The 12,495-nt window shown below is 61.0% G+C and carries 11 protein-coding genes; 3 read left to right on the top strand and 8 right to left on the bottom strand.

What is annotated here, in order from left to right; all coding sequences use genetic code 11:
* Positions 1–158: 158 nt before the first annotated feature.
* Together AB7M32_RS11140 and pcaR are read right to left on the bottom strand one after the other, a co-directional pair.
* On the bottom strand, positions 159–1,505 hold the full coding sequence (locus tag AB7M32_RS11140) for an aromatic acid/H+ symport family MFS transporter (RefSeq protein WP_454249918.1): 1,347 nt from the start codon (positions 1,503–1,505) through the stop codon (positions 159–161).
* 141 nt (positions 1,506–1,646) lie between these two features.
* Positions 1,647–2,489, bottom strand: coding sequence for a pca regulon transcriptional regulator PcaR (gene pcaR / locus AB7M32_RS11135; protein ID WP_072409756.1), 843 nt, complete (start codon positions 2,487–2,489; stop codon positions 1,647–1,649).
* A gap of 574 nt (positions 2,490–3,063) precedes the next feature.
* Between pcaR and AB7M32_RS11130 the strand changes: the two genes are divergently transcribed.
* Both AB7M32_RS11130 and AB7M32_RS11125 read left to right on the top strand, forming a co-directional pair.
* Positions 3,064–3,264 (top strand): hypothetical protein, encoded by a 201-nt coding sequence (locus AB7M32_RS11130; protein ID WP_003184509.1) that lies wholly within the window; start codon positions 3,064–3,066, stop codon positions 3,262–3,264.
* Positions 3,265–3,626: 362 nt separating this feature from the next.
* Positions 3,627–5,102: an inorganic phosphate transporter gene (locus AB7M32_RS11125; protein ID WP_454249917.1), complete on the top strand. Its 1,476-nt coding sequence runs from the start codon at positions 3,627–3,629 to the stop codon at positions 5,100–5,102.
* A gap of 255 nt (positions 5,103–5,357) precedes the next feature.
* Here AB7M32_RS11125 and ccoM read toward each other — a convergent pair whose 3' ends face one another.
* The 3 genes from ccoM to AB7M32_RS11110 form a co-directional block, all read right to left on the bottom strand.
* Complete coding sequence (ccoM, locus tag AB7M32_RS11120) at positions 5,358–5,474, bottom strand: cytochrome c oxidase subunit CcoM (protein ID WP_025212288.1); 117 nt, start codon at positions 5,472–5,474, stop codon at positions 5,358–5,360.
* Between the two features lie 144 nt (positions 5,475–5,618).
* On the bottom strand, positions 5,619–5,780 hold the full coding sequence (locus AB7M32_RS11115; RefSeq protein WP_003184513.1) for a hypothetical protein: 162 nt from the start codon (positions 5,778–5,780) through the stop codon (positions 5,619–5,621).
* A gap of 94 nt (positions 5,781–5,874) precedes the next feature.
* Complete coding sequence (locus AB7M32_RS11110; protein WP_454249916.1) at positions 5,875–6,216, bottom strand: aspartate-semialdehyde dehydrogenase; 342 nt, start codon at positions 6,214–6,216, stop codon at positions 5,875–5,877.
* 230 nt (positions 6,217–6,446) lie between these two features.
* Between AB7M32_RS11110 and rapA the strand changes: the two genes are divergently transcribed.
* Entirely contained in the window at positions 6,447–9,293 is a 2,847-nt protein-coding gene (rapA, locus tag AB7M32_RS11105) for an RNA polymerase-associated protein RapA (protein WP_454249915.1), read from the top strand.
* A 139-nt stretch (positions 9,294–9,432) separates the two neighbouring features.
* Here the strand turns inward: rapA and AB7M32_RS11100 are convergent, their stop codons facing one another.
* The 3 genes from AB7M32_RS11100 to AB7M32_RS11090 all read right to left on the bottom strand — a co-directional run bounded on the left by AB7M32_RS11100 (position 9,433) and on the right by AB7M32_RS11090 (position 12,479).
* Positions 9,433–10,275: a cache domain-containing protein gene (locus AB7M32_RS11100; protein WP_454249914.1), complete on the bottom strand. Its 843-nt coding sequence runs from the start codon at positions 10,273–10,275 to the stop codon at positions 9,433–9,435.
* A 229-nt stretch (positions 10,276–10,504) separates the two neighbouring features.
* Positions 10,505–11,380 carry an ATPase gene (locus tag AB7M32_RS11095; RefSeq protein ID WP_454249913.1) on the bottom strand — a complete coding sequence of 292 codons (876 nt, stop codon included), beginning with the start codon at positions 11,378–11,380 and terminating at the stop codon, positions 10,505–10,507.
* A 106-nt stretch (positions 11,381–11,486) separates the two neighbouring features.
* Positions 11,487–12,479, bottom strand: a complete 993-nt coding sequence (locus tag AB7M32_RS11090; protein ID WP_192262229.1) for an NAD-dependent epimerase/dehydratase family protein — start codon at positions 12,477–12,479, stop codon at positions 11,487–11,489.
* Positions 12,480–12,495 lie beyond the last annotated feature (16 nt).

Below are 12,495 nucleotides of genomic sequence, written 5' to 3'. Positions count from 1 at the left end.
ATCGAACAGATTGTTGTTTGGCTATCGATTTATCCCAGTACACAGAGATCCCTGTGGGAGCGGGCTTGCTCGCGAATGCAGCGGGTCAGACAAAGTAATACTGCCTGACAAACCGAATTCGCGAGCAAGCCCGCTCCCACAGGGGTCATAGCTCTGGCTCAGGTCGCATCCGCATGACTGACCATGCCTTTGATCACCACCGCCGTGGTCGCCAGGGCCGCCGGAATGACCAGGGCCGTCAGGACCTGTTCGAAGTTCCAACCCAGGCCCAGCAGGGTCGCGCCCATCCAGGCCCCGAGGATCGCTCCGAAGCGACCGATGCCCAGCATCCACGAGACACCGGTGGCCCGGCCTTGGGTCGGGTAGAAACGCGCCGCCAGGGAAGGCATCGCCGATTGCGCGCCGTTGACACACATGCCGGCCACCAACACCAGGGTGGCAAGCAAGGTGATGTTGCCCAGGCTCTGCCCCACCGCGTAGGCAAACAACCCGGCCATCAGATAGAAAAGGCCGATGACCTTGTGCGGATTGAACCGGTCCATCGCCCAACCGACGAAGACGGCGCTCAACACGCCGCCGAATTGAAACAACGCGCCGATAAACGCGGCCTGTTCCATGCTCGCGCCGCTGTCGCGCATCAAGGTCGGCAGCCAGCTGGTCAGCAGGTAGACAATCACCAGGCCCATGAAATAGGTCAGCCACAACAGCAAGGTGCCGGCGCTGTAGGTGCCGGAGAAAATCACCGCCAGCACGTTGCGGGCTTTCACGGTTTTCTGTTCCGGCACGCTGAAGCTCGTCGCTTGGGCAACCGTGTATGGCTCGATCGGCGCCAGGGTCTTGCGCACTTTGTCGGTACCGCGATTGCGCACCACCAGGTAACGCGCCGACTCCGGCAGCCAGAACAGCAACACCACCGCCAGGATCAACGGCAGAATCCCGCCAATCAGCAACAGGCTGTGCCAACCAAACGCCGGTATCAGCTTGGCGGAGATGAACCCGCCGCCGGCCATGCCCAGGTTGAAACCGCAGAACATGCTGGTCACCAGCAGGGACTTCTTGCGTTCGGGGGTGTATTCCGAGAGCAAAGTGGTGGCGTTCGGCATTCCGGCGCCCAAGCCAAGGCCAGTCAGGAAACGCAATACCAGCAATTGATCGACGTTGGTGCTGTAGGCCGACGCCAGGCTGAACGCGCCAAACAGCAGGACCGCGCCCACCAGTACGACTTTTCGCCCGAAGCGGTCAGCCAGCGGCCCAGAGCCCAGCGCGCCGAACACCATGCCGATCAGTGCGGCGCTCATCACCGGGCCGAGGCTGGCGCGATCGATGCCCCAGTCCTGGGACAAGGCCGGGGCGATGAACCCCATGGCGGCAGTATCGAGGCCGTCGAGGAACACGATCAGGAAACAGAGGATCACCACCCGCCACTGATAGCGCGAAATGGGTTGGGCATTGATGAAGGACTGCACATCGAGGCAGTGGCCTACGGAGGTCTGGGGCTGGTTCATTTTATTTTTATTCCACGCAAGAAACGCAGGCGAACGACTCAGAGACCGGCGAAACACGCCGGATGACGCTGCGCGACATTAATGAGGCCAGGCAAATACCGTCAATTCATCGCCGCCGACTGTGTGCGTTTATCGAACAGCTTAAGTGAACAGTTGCGCGCTCAGGTCGCGACTGGCCCCCAGCAAGCCTGGCAGGAAGCGCTGCTCCAGCTCATTGCGACTGACCCGCCCGGCGTGGGTACTGACGTTGAGCGCGGCCACCACTTGACCGGAAGCGTCGTACACCGGCACGGCAATCGAACGCAGGCCCTGTTCCAGTTCCTGGTCGACGATGCACCAGCCCTGCTGCCGCACCTGTTGCAGGCACTCAAGCAACGCTTGGGGGGTGTGCAACGTGCGGCTGGTCTTGGCTTGCAGGTCGGCGTGGTCGAGGTAATCGCGCAGCGACGCATCATCCAGGGCCGCCAGGAGAATCCTGCCCATCGAGGTGCAATAGGCTGGCAGGCGCCCGCCCACCGACAGGTCAACCGAAATCAGGCGCTGGGTGGTGGCGGAGCGGGCGATGTAGAGAATGTCGTCGCCTTCGAGCGTGGCCATGTTGCAGGCTTCGTGCAGTTGCTCGCTCATGCGGTCCAGGTACGGCTGGGCAGAAACGGCCAGGGGCGTGGAGGACAGATAGGCGTGACCAAGGGTCAGCACTTTGGGCAACAGCGAATAGGTGCGCCCGTCCGTGGTGGCGTAGCCAAGCTTGATCAAGGTATGCAGGCAACGTCTGACGGCGGCGCGGGGGATTTCCGTGCGGTGGCTGATCTGGGCGATGGTCAGGTGCCGCTTGCGCTCCTGGAAGGCCTGGACCACCGCCAACCCGCGGGCCAGGGACGTCATGAAATCGGGATCACCGGTCAGGGCCTGGATCCGCTTGGCCGGCGAGGCGACGATCGGTGGCGCTACGGAAGTGAAGGCATTGCGCAATTGGTCGTTCATGTCTGATCCTTCCCCGGGAGTGACGGCTATTCAAGCGGCTGCCCGATGGGCAAGCAAGGGCCGCCGGCCAAGATCGTTCGATTATCGAACCGTCGACCGATAATCGCAATCAGGCCAGGCATCCAATAGCGGACTGCCGCGGACGCGATCGATAGTAAGTTTACGGAAAAACAACACACGGTTTGACGTGACAACGTTAGCAATATTGAACTAGTCGGCAGGAACGGCATCGGGATAGCGGCACTAGCCGGTATCTTCTGCGAGCGGCAGTACAAGTTGCACATACAAACATGAGTTCACACAACAACAACGCCTTTTACTTTTTCCCGATAGTGTTATTCGCCTGGGCCGCTATAATGCAAAACAGCGGCGGTACGGCCAATCGACCGTTCCCGTACGCAGGCATCGTGGTCGCGACCTGGTGCCCGAGGCACCTTCATGGTCGCTTCCCCTGTTTGGCAACAACGCGAAGCCCTGATGCTACGTCAGCTGTCAGCTCTGGTGCCGTGGCCGTCTGCATGTCCACATGCAGTGCGTATCACCAGATTCAACTTCAATTAATTTAGGTAAAACTGTGACGAAAGACGAACTGCGCGCGGAACTTGAGCGCCAGGAACAACGTTACAAGGAAGTTTACGGCGGGGAAGTCACCACCTACGCCGCGCAACCTGAACCGGAACGCAAACCCTGGCGTAAGCGCGCCACCGTTCAGGACCAGGCCTTCACCCAGGAACTTCAGAAAATGGAAAAAGAACTCAAAGCCGAAGAGCAGTGACGCTCCGGACCCGATGTTCTTGTGAAGAGGTCTCCGGCCGCCACCCTGGCCGGAAGCCATAGCGCACGCCCGCCATGAGCGGGCCGCCATCCGCTCCCCGTCCGACAATCGGAAGGGTCATGGCCGACTTCTTCAGATATTTCATACAATTACTTGAGGCGTCCTACAGCGGGTGGCGATCCTGCGTGGATGTGCTTTGCGCCCCTGAATCAAGGGGTTACGCACCCCAGGGAAAACCTCGCGCTTGAGGCTTTCCTACAAATTATTTCGTTGAAGAATGTTACCGATGAGCAGGCAATGCATCGATTACCGAGGTTTTCTGGCATAATCGCGCCCCCTTATGACCGGGTCAGAAAACCTTCATGATCGATTTATTCAGCGGACTGGATGCTTGGGTGCTTGTGAGCCTCTTGCTCGCCCTGGCTTTTGTCCTCGCCTTCGAGTTCATCAACGGCTTTCATGACACCGCTAACGCGGTTGCCACTGTTATCTACACCAAAGCCATGCCGCCTCACCTGGCGGTGTTCTTTTCCGGTGTGTTCAATTTCCTCGGTGTGCTGCTGGGCGGCGTGGGGGTGGCGTACGCCATCGTTCACCTGCTGCCCGTGGAACTGCTGATCAATGTGAACACCGGACACGGGCTGGCCATGGTGTTTTCGCTGCTCGCAGCGGCCATCACCTGGAACCTGGGCACCTGGTACTTCGGTATCCCGGCGTCCAGTTCCCACACGTTGATCGGTTCGATCCTCGGCGTGGGCCTGGCCAACGCGCTGATCAACGATATCCCGTTGGCCGACGGGGTGAACTGGCAGAAGGCGATCGATATCGGCGCCTCCCTGGTGTTCTCGCCCATGGCCGGTTTCCTGATCGCCGCCCTGGTGCTGATCGGCCTGAAATGGTGGCGCCCGCTGTCGAAGATGCACAAGACACCGGAACAGCGCCGCCAGATCGACGACAAAAAGCACCCACCGTTCTGGAATCGCCTGGTACTAGTGATTTCGGCCATGGCCGTCAGCTTTGTCCACGGTTCCAACGATGGCCAGAAAGGCATCGGCCTGATCATGCTGGTGCTGATCGGTATCGTGCCGGCGCAGTTCGTACTCGACCTGGGCAGCACCACCTACCAGATCGAGCGGACCCGTGACGCGACGCTGCATCTGAGCCAGTTCTACCAACGCAACAACGAGTCCCTGGGTGAATTCCTGGCGCTGGGCAAAAGCGTGGAAGGCGATCTGCCGGAGAAATTCCGCTGCAATCCGCAGCAGACCGAACCGACCATCAATGCCCTGCTCGATACGCTCAAAGGCGTGGCGGACTACCATTCGCTGCCGTCGGAACGACGCATCGAGGTTCGTCGCTACCTGCTTTGCCTGGACGACACGGCGAAGAAGGTTGGCAAGTTGCCAGGCCTGGCAGCTCGTGAGAAAGACGACCTGAACAAGCTGCGCAAGGACCTGACCGCCACCACCGAATACGCCCCGTTCTGGGTGATCCTGGCCGTCGCACTGGCGCTGGGCCTGGGCACCATGGTCGGCTGGAAGCGTGTAGTGCTGACCATCGGTGAGAAGATCGGCAAGCAAGGCATGACCTATGCCCAAGGTATGTCGGCCCAGATCACCACAGCGTGCATGATCGGCGCGGCGAACATCTTCAGCTTGCCGGTTTCCACCACCCACGTCCTGTCCTCGGGCGTGGCCGGCACCATGGTCGCCAACAAGAGCGGCCTGCAAGGTGGCACCGTGCGCAACATCCTGCTGGCCTGGGTGTTGACACTGCCTGCTACGGTAGCCCTGTCGGCCGGCCTGTTCTGGCTGGCATCGAAGGCCCTGGGCAGCTGATTCCAGCGGCTCACAAAAAAAGGTGCGACCCTTGCGGTTCGCACCTTTTTTTGTGCCCAAAACACTCAACCCTGTGGGAGCGAGCTTGCTCGCGATAGCGTCAGGTCAGCCAATATCAATGGCGGCTGAAACACCGCTATCGCGAGCAAGCTCGCTCCCACAATGGTTTTGTGTGGAACTGGAGAAATTTGCCCAAAAAAAAGGGCGACCGAAGTCGCCCAAAATGCCTTGCGTGCTCGTTGCAACCAGAAAGACCTACGGCTTCTTGCGCTTGTGTGCGTCTTTCCAGATGAATAATCCAAAGCCTGCGAAAAACACGAACATGAGGCCGACCGTCAACACCCCGGCAAACACCACATTATCGAAAAACATGACTGGCCTCCTGGTCTTGCCCCTGTTGCGATGGGTTCAAGGTAACCAATCAGGCCTGGATGAAAATTGACCGGGGTCAATAACGCCCGCAACGGGGCGCAAAGGTGGGGAAATAACTGATCTGCATCAATGGATCGAGGGGGTTCAGCGCTTTTTCGGTTTGTTTTTCGGCTTTTTCTTGGGCTTACCCAAGGGCATGGCCTGCTCGAAAGCCTGGCGGACTTCATTGAGGCGTTTTTCGTTGAGGTCGTGAACGCGCTTGGCGCGCTCGGCACTGAGGTCGATCAGCTTGTCGTCTTGGCTCATGGCGTGTGGGCATCGTGCAGTGAATTGCGGATGCGCCCATGATGCGGGCTGTTGGCGGCGTTGACCAGCCTGTGCGTGCAGGCAGGTGCCTGGATCAGATCTGGATATCGACCCACAGGCCCTGGCGCGTCTCTTCGTCTATCAGCGGCACCACTGGCACGGTGTTGTCGGCGTTGAGTTCGGTACCCGGTACGGCGAGGTGTTCTTCTGGGTCTTCCTCGGCCTCGCGGCGACGACGGTCGCGTTCCTGCTGGCGACGCTGTTCCTCGCGCAACAGCAGCGCGGTCTCTTCCGGGTCGCGTTTTTGCAGGTCAATGGTGCTTTCGTTGGAGCTTTGCTGCACCGGGACCACGGGCGGTATGTCCGGTCGCTGGCGAACCGGATCCTGTTGAGCGGTGATGGGTACGGCGCTCAAAGGGAGCATGGGTGGCAACATAAAGTTCTCCTGTCTTCAGGTTGTCGGCGGCTAAAGTGGCAGCTTGAACCGCCGGTCCGAAACTTGTGACCCAGTTGGCAATTGCACCGTTCACCAGGGCCGAGCTTGTTTGATCGCTGGGCAAGCGTAAGTTCCGTGCCGTTGGTAATGAATCAGCGTACGTAAATCCTTTGGTCTGAAGGATCCTTCCGTTAAGATAACCGGCTTTTTCAAGGCGGGAGTCAGGCAGCATGGCGCAGCAGTATCAACCGGGGCAACGCTGGATCAGTGACAGCGAAGCCGAGCTGGGTTTAGGCACCGTTCTGGCACAGGACGGCCGCTTGTTGACCGTGCTCTATCCGGCCACTGGCGACACTCGCCAGTACGCGCTACGGAATGCGCCACTTACCCGTGTACGGTTTTCGCCGGGCGATGTGATCACTCACTTCGAAGGCTGGAAAATGACCGTGCGCGAAGTCGATGACGTCGATGGCCTGCTGGTCTACCACGGCCTCAACGGTCAGAACGAAGTCGTCACCCTGCCCGAAACTCAATTGTCGAACTTTATCCAGTTCCGCTTGGCCAGCGACCGTCTGTTCGCCGGCCAGATCGACCCGCTGGCCTGGTTCTCCCTGCGCTACCACACCCTGGAACACACCAGTCGCCAGTTGCAATCTTCGCTTTGGGGCCTGGGCGGCGTACGTGCCCAGCCAATTGCCCATCAACTGCACATTGCCCGTGAAGTGGCCGACCGCATTGCGCCGCGGGTGTTGCTGGCCGACGAAGTAGGCCTGGGCAAGACCATCGAGGCCGGCCTGGTCATCCACCGTCAGTTGCTGTCCGGCCGCGCCAACCGCATCCTGATCCTGGTGCCGGAAAACCTTCAGCACCAGTGGCTGGTGGAAATGCGTCGGCGCTTCAACCTGCAGGTCGCGCTGTTCGACGAAGAACGCTTTATCGAAAGCGATGCCAGCAACCCGTTCGAAGACACCCAACTGGCCCTGGTGGCGCTGGAGTGGCTGGTGGACGATGAGAAGGCCCAGGACGCGCTGTTCGCCGCCGGCTGGGACCTGATGGTGGTCGACGAGGCCCATCACCTGGTATGGCACGAAGACCAGGTCAGCCCGCAATACGCCCTGGTCGAGCAGCTTGCCGAAACCATCCCTGGCGTGTTGCTGCTCACCGCGACCCCGGAACAACTGGGCCAGGACAGCCACTTCGCCCGCCTGCGCCTGCTGGACCCGAACCGTTTCCATGACCTCAAGGCCTTCCGCGCCGAGAGCGAAAACTATCGCCCGGTGGCCGAAGCCGTGCAGGAGCTGCTGGACAAAGGCCGCCTCTCGCCCGAAGCCCACAAGACCATCCAGGGTTTCCTGGGTAATGAAGGCGAAGCCTTGCTGACCGCCGTCAATGATGGCGATGTCGAAGCCAGCGCCCGCCTTGTGCGCGAACTGCTGGACCGTCACGGCACCGGCCGCGTGCTGTTCCGCAACACCCGCGCCGCTGTGCAGGGCTTCCCCGAGCGCAAGCTGCACGCCTACCCGTTGCCTTGCCCGGACGAATACCTCGAATTGCCGTTGGGCGATCACGCCGAGCTGTACCCGGAAGTCAGCTTCCAGGCCCAACCGGACGCCAGCGAGGAGGAGCGCTGGTGGCGTTTCGACCCGCGGGTCGAGTGGCTGATCGACACCCTGAAGATGCTCAAGCGCACCAAGGTGCTGGTGATCTGTGCCCACGCCGAAACCGCCATGGACCTGGAAGATGCCCTGCGCGTGCGCTCCGGCATCCCGGCCACGGTGTTCCACGAAGGCATGAACATCCTGGAACGCGACCGCGCGGCGGCCTATTTCGCCGACGAAGAGTTTGGTGCCCAAGTGCTGATCTGCTCGGAAATCGGCAGTGAAGGCCGCAACTTCCAGTTCGCCCATCATCTGGTGCTGTTCGATCTGCCAGCGCACCCGGACCTGCTGGAGCAGCGTATCGGCCGTCTGGACCGGATCGGCCAGAAGCACATCATCGAGCTGCATGTGCCTTATCTGGAAACCAGCCCACAAGCGCGGCTGTTCCAGTGGTATCACGAAGCCCTGAATGCTTTCCTCAACACCTGCCCGACCGGCAACGCCTTGCAGCACCAGTTCGGCCCGCGCCTGCTGCCCTTGCTGGAAGAAGCCGACGATGGCCAGTGGCAAGCGCTGATCGACGAGGCCCGCGCCGAACGCGAGCGCCTGGAAGCCGAGCTACATACCGGTCGCGACCGTTTGCTGGAACTCAACTCCGGAGGCGCTGGTGAAGGCGATGCGCTGGTGGAGGCCATTCTCGAGCAGGACGACCAATTTGCCCTGCCGATCTACATGGAAACCCTGTTCGACGCCTTTGGTATCGACAGCGAGGACCATTCGGAAAACGCGCTGATCCTCAAGCCGAGCGAAAAGATGCTCGACGCCAGCTTCCCACTGGGCGACGACGAAGGCGTGACCATCACCTACGACCGCAACCAGGCGCTGTCGCGCGAAGACATGCAGTTCATCACCTGGGAGCACCCGATGGTGCAGGGCGGCATGGACCTGGTGCTGTCCGGCTCCATGGGCAACACCGCCGTGGCGCTGATCAAGAACAAAGCCCTCAAGCCCGGCACCGTGTTGCTGGAGCTGCTCTACGTCAGTGAAGTGGTCGCCCCGCGCTCGCTGCAACTGGGCCGCTACCTGCCGCCGGCCGCCCTGCGCTGCCTGCTGGACGCCAACGGCAACGACCTGGCCGCCCGGGTCTCGTTCGAAACCCTGAACGACCAACTCGAAAGCGTGCCCCGTGCCAGCGCCAACAAGTTCATCCAGGCCCAGCGCGACCAGCTCACGCCGCGAATCAATGCTGGCGAAGAGAAGATCGCCCCGCGTCACGCCGAACGCGTGGCCGAGGCCCAACGCCGCCTGGCCGCCGATACCGACGAGGAACTGGCCCGCCTGACTGCCCTGCAAGCGGTCAACCCGACCGTGCGCGACAGCGAGCTGGTGGCCCTGCGCCAACAGCGCGAGCAAGGCTTGGCGATGCTTGAGAAGGCGGCGTTGCGCCTGGAGGCGATTCGGGTGCTGGTGGCGGGCTGATTGCCACCGCCTGAAGGTTGCTTGAGTTCACCTGTGGCGAGGGAGCTTGCTCCCGCTGGGCTGCGAAGCGGCCCCCTTTTGGGGAGTGCTGCGCACTCCAGCGGGAGCAAGCTCCCTCGCCACGATATCCAGCCTCGTATCAAGGGCTGTAATACCCCACCGCCACCAGGAAATGCCCGACCTTCTTCAGGTACGCGTGTTTATCCTCGACCTTGCCGGTCACCGGATTCTTCCAGCGGTACTCGTACTCTCCCTCGCTCTGTTTCCCAATCAACGCCAGGATCGGCTCGCCCACCGGCTTGCCATCCGGGTCCTTGACCTTGGCGAAGTCGGTGTTGATCAAGCGCAAATTGGTGCCATGGCCGACATAGCGCCGGGTATCGAGGTCGACGACAAAGACATACAAGTCATCCTGCAGGTAACCGCCCTTGAGGTAGTTGACCGCCGTCAGCGTGGCCTTCTCGTTCTTCAGCAGGTCATTCGAGGCCTTGTCCAGCAACGCCCTGGCCTGTTCGGCGGAAGCCCGGGGCAGGTAGTAGCCGACAGCCAGGATTCGCTCGCCGACACGCTGGAAGTACACATGCTTGCGCTCGACCTTGCCATCCGCCCAGTTCTGCCAACGGTACTCGGCTTGCTGGATGCCACTGGCCTCGGGGGTTTTCAAGGCGTCCTCGAAGGCTTTGCGCAAATCCGGCCCCAGCACCTCGGAAACGTCCCGCCCGATCAACGCCGAGGACGGCCCGCCACTGGCGAGCATCACACCTTGGGTATCCACCACGAACACGTAGCGATCCTTGTCGACGAATTCCCCTTGGCGGCTGAAGGCGGCAAAGGCTTTGTCGCCGTTGTCGTGGTAATAGGCCAAGGCCTTCTCCAGCAGCGCCCGGGCCGCCTGGCCATCGTCCGCAGTGGCCGCCTGGGCCTGAGCCAGCCCCAGCATGAGCATTGCCCCCAGCCAGGCCATCCTGTGAAAAAAACCCATGCGTGCGCCCCTCGTTCTTGTTGGTGTTTCAAGAGCGTAGACGGCGTGGGGTGATGTTGGAGTATTCAGGGGATTGCTGGGGAGCCTGGGGAGCCAGAGGTATTAATATTGACTGACAGGACGTCATGGCGAGCAAGCTCGCTCCCACAGGGTCAGCACCCTCCAGTGTGGGAGCGAGCTTGCTCGCGATAGCGGCGGCACATTCAGAAATGATGCGCGCACAAACGGCTTATTGAGCCCCAGCGCGCAGTTGCTGCTGCAAGTTCTGGATCTGCGCCTGCAACGTGTTGATGTTACGGGTGACCTGGCCGCGGAAGGCGTCGAACTCGGCCGTGTTGCCGCCCTTGTCCTGCTGGCTCTTGAGCACGATCACGTCCTGCTCCAGACGGTCGATGGCAGAGTTGGAAGTGGCTCTTTTCAGGGCGGTGATGTCAGCACCGATGCTCTTGAGCTGGGCATCCAGGGCACCACCCTCGCCCTGGCTCTTCAGGACGGTCACTTCTGCCGCCAGCGCCTTGACCTGGGCTTGGAGCTCCTTGTTGGACGCTTGCAACTGCGTGTTGGTGTTCTGCTGTTCCGAGGCCTGGGCGATGAGCTGGGCCAATTCCTTGTCCAGGTCGGCAGATGGACCGAACGTGGCCTGCTGTAGTTTGTACTGCTCCTGCAGCTTGCCGTCGAATTGCCGCCCCTGTTCCTGCAGCTTGTTCTCCAACTGTTTGATCTGCAGCTTCAAGGCTTCACTGTCGCTCATGACGTTGGACTGCCCGGCGACCACCTTGCCGGAAATGTCCTGCAAACGTCCTGCCGCATCCTCACTGATCCGGGCGAAGCTTTCCTGGGTCGCCACCAGTTGCTGCTCCATCAGGGAAATCTGCTGGAAGCTCCACCAGGCCAGGAAACCGAATGCACACAGCAGCGCGCCGACCAATGCCCACAGCGGCCCGGTGCTGGGCCCCTTGACCTTGGCCGCGGCAACGGGCGCCGGGCGCGCTTGCACGTGAGGCTGGCGGCTGGGCATGAAATCATCGTCATCGGGAATGTCGGCCCGCATCCGCAGGCTCGGAACATCGTCGAAGTCGTCATTGGCATCGTTACGCATGGGCATGGTTCGACCTTTGGGAAACCGATAATGGCTTGATACGGCGAGTATAACCCTCTCGCCCGCCGCACCGATTGACCCCGAACCTGGCACTCGGTTCATGATGGCCCGATCAGCGGGCTGTTTGGACACCCCACCAGGCGCAAAATTCATCGAGGGCAGTCCACAGGCTGACCTGCGGATCGTAATCGAGATAATGCCGGGCGCGACTGATATCCAGGGTGAAATTTTTGTTCATGACCTGCATGCCCAGGCGCGACAGCGTCGGCTCGGGACGACCTGGCCACAACTTGCAGAAGCCTTCATTCAGGGCCGCGACGCTGTAAGCCAAGCCGTAGGAACGATAACGTCGGACCTGTGGGACTTCCATCTGGCGCATCACATAATTGACCACATCCCACAGCGGGACCGGTGCCCCGTTGCTGATGTTGTAGGCCTTGCCCAAGGCTGAATCGGTGGCCAGCAGACTGCTGAGCAACGCTTCGTTGAGGTTCTGCACGCTGGTGAAGTCCACCTTGTTCAACCCGTTGCCGACAATGGCCAGTCGTCCCTTGCGCTGCATTTTCAGCAGGCGCGGGAAAATGCTCATGTCACCGGCACCGGTCACGAAACGCGGGCGCAGGGCCAGCACTTCGAGGCCGAACTCCTGGGCACCGAAGACTTTCTGCTCGGCCAGGTACTTGGTGGCGGCGTAAGGGTGCTTGAAGCGCTTGGGCACCTGTTCTTCGGTCAACCCGAGATGGTCACGGCCGTCGAAGTAAATGGACGGCGAGGACAGATGAACCAGGCGGCGCACCTTCTGCTTGAGACAGGCTTCGACGACATTTTCCGTGACTTGGACATTACCCTGGTGGAAATCCTGGTAGCGGCCCCACAGCCCCACGGAGCCGGCGCAATGCACCACGGCCTCGACATCCAGGCACAGGTCGCGGGCCAGCAGAGGGTCATTCAGATCGCCTTGGACGAACTGCGCACCGCGACGCACCAGGTGTTCCACACTCTCGGCCCGGCGACCGTTGACCCGGACATCCAGGCCCTGCTCCAAGGCGAAACGCGCAAAGCGCCCACCAATGAAGCCGCTCGCGCCGGTGACCAAAATCTTCATGCATGCTCCTAAAAAT

It is taken from the genome of Pseudomonas sp. R151218B TE3479 (assembly GCF_053629195.1).
This window is presented reverse-complemented; position numbering and strand designations above follow the sequence as displayed.

Coding starts and splice junctions, on each gene's coding strand:
- AB7M32_RS11140 (WP_454249918.1), bottom strand. CDS start 1,505: ATGAACCAGCCCCAGACCTCCGTAGGCCACTGCCTCGATGTGCAGTCC.
- pcaR (WP_072409756.1), bottom strand. CDS start 2,489: ATGAACGACCAATTGCGCAATGCCTTCACTTCCGTAGCGCCACCGATC.
- AB7M32_RS11125 (WP_454249917.1), top strand. CDS start 3,627: ATGATCGATTTATTCAGCGGACTGGATGCTTGGGTGCTTGTGAGCCTC.
- ccoM (WP_025212288.1), bottom strand. CDS start 5,474: ATGTTTTTCGATAATGTGGTGTTTGCCGGGGTGTTGACGGTCGGCCTC.
- AB7M32_RS11115 (WP_003184513.1), bottom strand. CDS start 5,780: ATGAGCCAAGACGACAAGCTGATCGACCTCAGTGCCGAGCGCGCCAAG.
- AB7M32_RS11110 (WP_454249916.1), bottom strand. CDS start 6,216: ATGTTGCCACCCATGCTCCCTTTGAGCGCCGTACCCATCACCGCTCAA.
- rapA (WP_454249915.1), top strand. CDS start 6,447: ATGGCGCAGCAGTATCAACCGGGGCAACGCTGGATCAGTGACAGCGAA.
- AB7M32_RS11100 (WP_454249914.1), bottom strand. CDS start 10,275: ATGGGTTTTTTTCACAGGATGGCCTGGCTGGGGGCAATGCTCATGCTG.
- AB7M32_RS11095 (WP_454249913.1), bottom strand. CDS start 11,380: ATGCCCATGCGTAACGATGCCAATGACGACTTCGACGATGTTCCGAGC.
- AB7M32_RS11090 (WP_192262229.1), bottom strand. CDS start 12,479: ATGAAGATTTTGGTCACCGGCGCGAGCGGCTTCATTGGTGGGCGCTTT.